The sequence below is a fragment of the Photorhabdus sp. RM323S genome, from assembly GCF_042879375.1.
GTDB lineage: Bacteria > Pseudomonadota > Gammaproteobacteria > Enterobacterales > Enterobacteriaceae > Photorhabdus > Photorhabdus tasmaniensis.
Genome location: NZ_JBHFKZ010000061.1, coordinates 24,466 through 30,554 on the forward strand (window position 1 = coordinate 24,466; position 6,089 = coordinate 30,554).

The window sequence follows — 6,089 nt, forward strand, 5'->3', positions numbered from 1 at the left end:
TTAGCATCTTTCAAAAAGAAAGATTACTTCTGTCGATTAAGGATTTTCACTAGTGCCTCAGCCGTCTTTTCAGCCGCTCCCCGCGATCTTAATGTCATCGTCTGTGCCAATGCATTTACTGTTTGATGAGCCTTAATATCTTCAATTATCAGTCCTGCCTGTGGGATATATTTGTTAATAAATCCCGTTAATTCTTCTGCGACATCAGCATCAATATCCAATGCTGAAAGAGAAGTATGGGCGTTGATATTTTCTTCGTTCGTCAGCCGGGACAGCAGAAGAATAAGCATTTGCTCAACACAAGAGAATGTCACCTTTTCAGTCCCCACATCTTGATGTGAAGCAGAAAAATGAGATGAGAAAAAATAGTCCAAAGACTGGTTTATCAACTCAGGCGAATGAATGATCATCCGAATTAAAGAGCGATAGATATCAAACATTCTACGGATATACGGTTCAGGGAAAACATCCAGACGAACATCCCAGTTAACCAAAATCCCTTCATAAGCTGGCGCAACCTGAACATCCAAGGCAACCTGTGGCCCTTGAGAAATAACAAAGACCATTTCACCGAAAGCACGGGTTACATTTTCGGACAATAAATTATCGTCACTGATACCAAAACCGGAGGTAAAAACGATAGGCGAGATTTGCATGTTACCGTGGTATCTGGAGAGATCCCGCATAACACTGACGCCCGGGTAAGTCCGGTGAGAGAGGAGTAAAGCGATTTGATCAGCAAAACGATGGCATAACGCAATCACCGGCTCATGACGCTGTAATTCAACACTTAAAATAGATAAATCTGAAAAATCACCCACAATTTTGTCCACATCACGGAGGTAACTTTCTCGCTGGAATGTCGGTACATTTAATCTGAATTTATCAGACTGCGTGCAAATCCCTACCGTACACGCGAAAAGAGACAGAAATAATGTTGACAGCGTAATCTGATATTTTTTGGCGGTTGTCTTTAACGACAATTTGTCTTCTTTAGTCAGTTGAACCGCGAATCGATCACTAAAGTATTCTCCCTGTGGGAGAGGGCGATGAATATGAGGAAGTTTAGGGGCTGGTGGAATTTGCGCAATACGCGTACTCCACCATTTTTTATCGCGTTCACGTAAAGTTAATAAAGACTTATCAGCTTTCATTCGCTCCAAATAGTGAAAATAAGTGCTTCCTCCACTTTTCGGTTGATGGTCAGGCTGATGATAAAATCGGGCCAAATCCTCCATGAGAATACGAAAGCTTTGCGCATCACCTGCAATCATATCCAGGTCGATATGCAAGCGAAAATCTCCATCCTTTAAAAGGCTGACACTCAAATCGATAGACTGACCCTGTTCAAGATCCAGTTTCTGGTGGGTTTTACTTTTTCGTTTACTTTCCAGAAAATCAGCAATGGCTTTTTTATCATAGATACTGACATCATCGATGTGCAATTTATCGTTGGAAGACAGACTTTCTATGGTTTGCATGCCATCCGGTGTAACGCGTAGTCGCAACATCGGATGGATATCAAAGAGATACTGTACGGCAGCTTTCAGCCGCTCAAGATCAAGTTCAGTACCATCAAACTCTGCATACAAATGGGCGGTAACACCACCCAACGTCTGTTCATATTGCCGGCCAATCCAATAAGCGGCCTGCATGGTCGTTAGCTCTCTCATTTAGTTTCCATAAAGTTTAGATTATCAGCTACAACAAGAATACGATTACAAATGATAATAAAAATTATTATTATTTGATAAATAAAGCAACATGAATAAACTAATGGTTGAAAAATAGCCTTCACGTATGGATCATTTGACCAGAAACCATTACTGAGCAGATCGCCCATCAGCAATTTTACTTGATGGCTAATTTTTGGCTTAGTTTGCTGTTATACCGAATTATTTACCAGGTCAAATTAAGCTATACAAAATAACTATCAATTAATATAGAGATAAAAAAATCCCCTAAACTTCTGTTCAAGGGATTTAATAACCAACCACCTTTAAAATATTTTAATTTTAGTATCAATTAGTCATGATAATATTTCATCAATTCAAACTAACTACTTTATTCAGCTAATGATAAATAACCACTTTAAATTGAATTCTAAAGAATTAAATCAGAAATTAATAAATTCAATGGTTCTTTATATTTACGCCGGAGAGTATAAGCACAATATCTCACTGATGGCGCCGGATATGATTTAAAATTCAAAAATGTTATGCCTTTATGAAGATGAGCAGAACAGAGCATTTCATTCGGTGTCATTAAACTTATCGCAATATCCAATCTGACCAAATCCAATCTATTAGTGAAATCCGGCACGGTTAGCAAAGTTAAATTTTGGTACTCAGGCAAATAATTCAATGGAATAAAAGTGTCACACTGTTTTAAAAAAGCGCGATTATGTTGAGCTAAAGGAAGTGTGTATATTATATCATCAGCATTGCTTTCTGATTGTAAAATATCATTAGATACTGCAAGACGCAAAATCTGATAAGCTCCATCTATCCTGATAATATCATCGTTGTCAGGATAATGTTCAGTCGTCACATAGACCGTGATATCGTCCTTCATTAAGGAAGAAAATATCATTTCTTTTTTTATCGAGTCATCAATCAGGAAATTATTTTTTATGTAAATATCACGATAATGATAACGTTGAACTGCTCTTTTTATCCTTCATTCCGCACCTAATTCAAGAATAAACCGCTTTATATTGTGCACCTAATAAACTCAAAAGCTCATGGTGGTAAGATTGCATTCCTGTCACCATTTTATGTTCTTGAAATTCAAAGGTGCTGATCCCTTCAAAGGCCAGAAACACCCAACGCGCGGTGGGGGATTGTGTCGGTTTGTTCTTCATATCGGGGAAAAACGGCACACTTTGTTTCAATTCATGGCGAATTTTATGCTCCAGCGCCGCATAAACCATGAGACAACTGGTCATCACCATTAACAGCGCTTCTATCCGCTCCGGTTTTTTCAGGAAAATGGCAGACGTCAGGAATTCCCGGCTTTTCAGGAATCGAAAACCCCGCTCCACCGTTTGTTGTGCCTTATAATTAGCCAGTAACGCCGCCATATCAAGCTGTCCTTCATCCCGTTCATTGGTCGCTAAAATAAACCTCCCGACCCGCAATCTGGCCTGTTTCACATTGTTTAACCGGGTATAAACCTGACCAGCTAATTGATAATGAACCGATTTGATGGGGCTGAATTGCTCCGCTGTCACGTTCAGGAGATGCTGTTTAGCTTCCTTGATAGTCAAGGGAACGCGCGTAATAAATCGTTGTTTTTACTGATGAAGCGAAGCGATCGCGGCTTCAGTATAAAGTGCGACATCGGCCACAAAGTAGCGGCTGTTTTGTGCCGCCTTCAGGCATTGAATATGGGTTTTGATCGTCTGGGCAAAGGCTTTGGCATCATTCGTATTCCCGCTCATGGCCTGCATGTAGACAGGGATACCTGCCTGATTTTCGCAAATCAGTTCAAGGACAATCTGGTTCAGCTCGGGCCGGTGATCCCGGCTATAACCCGGCACCAGCGCAATGCGTTTTGTGTCATCTCCCAACGCGCTGTCATAGTCACCATCGACATGAAAACTCGTGATATCCAAATGAACGGAATCGGGATTTAACCCTAATTTATCAACCACTTGCCCAGCAAGCACCTGATAAACTTCCGACACCCCCGCTTCATATAAGGCATCCAGTGTACGGCCGAGCACATCATCATTAAGGTGTTCAGCTTCAAATGGCTTGGGCGATTCGTGTGGTTTTTATTGCAGCAGAAACTTGATTATCAATCAGTAAATATTGATACAGGTCGTCACGGTTATACCGATTACGGCACTGAGGCACAATTTTGGCGTCCTGTCGCACAACGTAACACTCTGCTGACCGGAAAAACCACTTTGCAATGGGACACACACCACTGTGTCGTCACACAAACACAAGATGCGGCAGGCCTGACTGTTTCAGCCAGTTATGACTGGCGTTTTCTGACGCTAGTGCAACTCACCGATATCAATGACAATGTGCACTTTATGACGCTGGATGCATTGGGACGCCCTGTCACACAACGTTTTTGGGGAATCGAAAATGGCGTGATGACCGGTTACTCCTCACCGGAACAGATGCCATTCTCCCCGCCACCCGGAGTCGATGCAGCCCTGGCCTTGTCAGCACCGTTACCGGTGGCGCAATACCTAGTCTATGCATCGGAAAGCTGGATGCCGGTATTCAGTCAGGACACCTTTAATACGCTGACAAAGGAAGAACAAGCAACGTTGCGCAATTCACGAATTATCACGGAAGACTGGCGTATCTGCGCATTGGCCCACCGCCATTGGGTACAAGATCAAAAAACGGACACACCTTTGGTCAATCTGTTAACCCGCAGCATCGGTTTATCGCCCCATAACCTTATGCTAACCACGGACCGTTATGACAGTGATTCTGAACAACAAATTCGCCAACAAGTGGCATTCAGTGATGGTTCTGGTCGTCTGCTGCAAGCTGCTGTGCGACATGAGGCCGGCGAAGCCTGGCAGCGTAACCAAGACGGCTCTCTGATCACGAAAACTGAGGATACCAAGACTCGCTGGGCGGTAACCGGCCGTACCGAGTATGACAATAAAGGGCAACCCGTTCGAACATATCAGCCCTATTTCCTCAATGACTGGCGATATGTCAGTGATGACAGCGCCAGAAAAGAGGCCTACGCCGATACCCATGTATACGATCCGGTTGGCCGAGAAATCCGGGTTATCACCGCAAAAGGCTGGCTGCGGCAGAGCCAATATTACTCGTGGTTTACCGTTAGTGAGGATGAAAATGATACGGCCGCTGACACGCTGGTGTAATTGAATAAATATCCGCCCGGCTAACGGGCGGAAAATAAATAAGATTGGACGGCTATACGGATTCAATCACGAATGGTGTAGCGAATATGCAAGATGATATCACTTAAGCTTTGCAATAAAGCTTCTTGCTTACCTTTGGCATTCGGGAAACGCAAGACTAATTTGCCCGCATCATCAATCGCAATGCCTTCAAATGGCAGATATTTACCATCATTGAAATCCAGTTGGAATTGCCCACTGTCATCCATCCCCCGGGAGACCGCAATTGCCGTACAACCTTTTGCCAGCGAGGTCGTACCAGCATAGCTTAAAGTCGCTTGCACATCCTGATATGGCCCCAATAAAGCGGGCAAACTCACGCTAATTTGCTTAATACGGCGCACATCACCTAATTGCATATCAACCGGATAATCATCTTTAAGTTGCAGATCCCTGATGGTTAGCGTGGCTGACAAGGTATTACCAGCCAATTTCAGTTGATTACCCTCATTGCCTACAGAAGCATCTTGGTTATTCTTCAACAGCGCTTCAATCTGGTTTGACAGCGTAAAATTCACCTTCTCACCCAAAGATTGATACACCTGCGCCAGAGAAACCGTACGTTCCACCGCCAATGAGCGAGACTCCCAAGCCAAATATGCCGACTCCATCGCCGCCAAATTCAACATCAGCGCCTCGCCACACAACAGACCAGCATAAGTCCCTTGCCAGGCACCCGGTTTAATAAAACGCGTCTTATTCTTTGTTTCCCATTCAAAAGCCAGTTGAGCCAGTAAGCAACGGGATACAGCTAAGTCATAGAATTGGAAGTACAGCGCAGATAAGCGTCCGCGCATCCAGTTATACAACGCCTGATTACTGAATTTGCGCTGCAACAACTCCCATTGTGCCAAATGGTGCTTCTGTTGCGTCATCAAGTAGGTCAACTGCATCGATGCAGCCTCTTTACGTATCTTCAATGCGGCTTGCTGGGCCTCAATTTGCGTCATCTCAACTTTCGCGCTGTCACGCATCATTTGCCATTCTTCGCGACGACGACGATACATTTCCGATTGGAATACCGCGTCCGCTGTTGCAGATGTCGCAGCCGACGCAGTCTGGAGCCCCAAAGCAATCGCCGTCGGCAGAGCACCATATTGGCTGCCACCCACGGCCATGCCATAAATATTTGGTACCATGTTGGCAACCGCCGCTGCTGTATACAACGCATTTGCCGCGGTCTGAG

General features: G+C 44.0%; 3 protein-coding genes and 3 pseudogenes. 1 reads left to right on the forward strand and 5 read right to left on the reverse strand.

The window, feature by feature from the left end:
* Positions 1-23 precede the first annotated feature (23 nt).
* The 4 genes and pseudogenes from ACGF7G_RS19230 to ACGF7G_RS19245 all read right to left on the reverse strand — a co-directional run.
* Entirely contained in the window at positions 24-1,673 is a 1,650-nt protein-coding gene (locus ACGF7G_RS19230) for a condensation domain-containing protein (protein WP_133815476.1), read from the reverse strand.
* A gap of 430 nt (positions 1,674-2,103) precedes the next feature.
* Positions 2,104-2,550 carry a hypothetical protein gene (locus ACGF7G_RS19235; RefSeq protein ID WP_387467630.1) on the reverse strand — a complete coding sequence of 149 codons (447 nt, stop codon included), beginning with the start codon at positions 2,548-2,550 and terminating at the stop codon, positions 2,104-2,106.
* Positions 2,551-2,695: 145 nt separating this feature from the next.
* Positions 2,696-3,751 (reverse strand): annotated as a pseudogene (locus ACGF7G_RS19240) (IS1634 family transposase); the annotation flags it as partial.
* A gap of 1 nt (position 3,752) precedes the next feature.
* Positions 3,753-3,836, reverse strand: a pseudogene (locus ACGF7G_RS19245) (neuraminidase-like domain-containing protein); the annotation flags it as partial.
* 77 nt (positions 3,837-3,913) lie between these two features.
* On the opposite strand from ACGF7G_RS19245, the gene ACGF7G_RS19250 reads away from it, so the two are divergent.
* Positions 3,914-4,864, forward strand: a complete 951-nt coding sequence (locus ACGF7G_RS19250) for a hypothetical protein (protein WP_387467633.1) — start codon at positions 3,914-3,916, stop codon at positions 4,862-4,864.
* A 62-nt stretch (positions 4,865-4,926) separates the two neighbouring features.
* On the opposite strand, the pseudogene ACGF7G_RS19255 reads toward ACGF7G_RS19250, so the two are convergent.
* Positions 4,927-6,089, reverse strand: a pseudogene (locus ACGF7G_RS19255) (toxin); the annotation flags it as partial.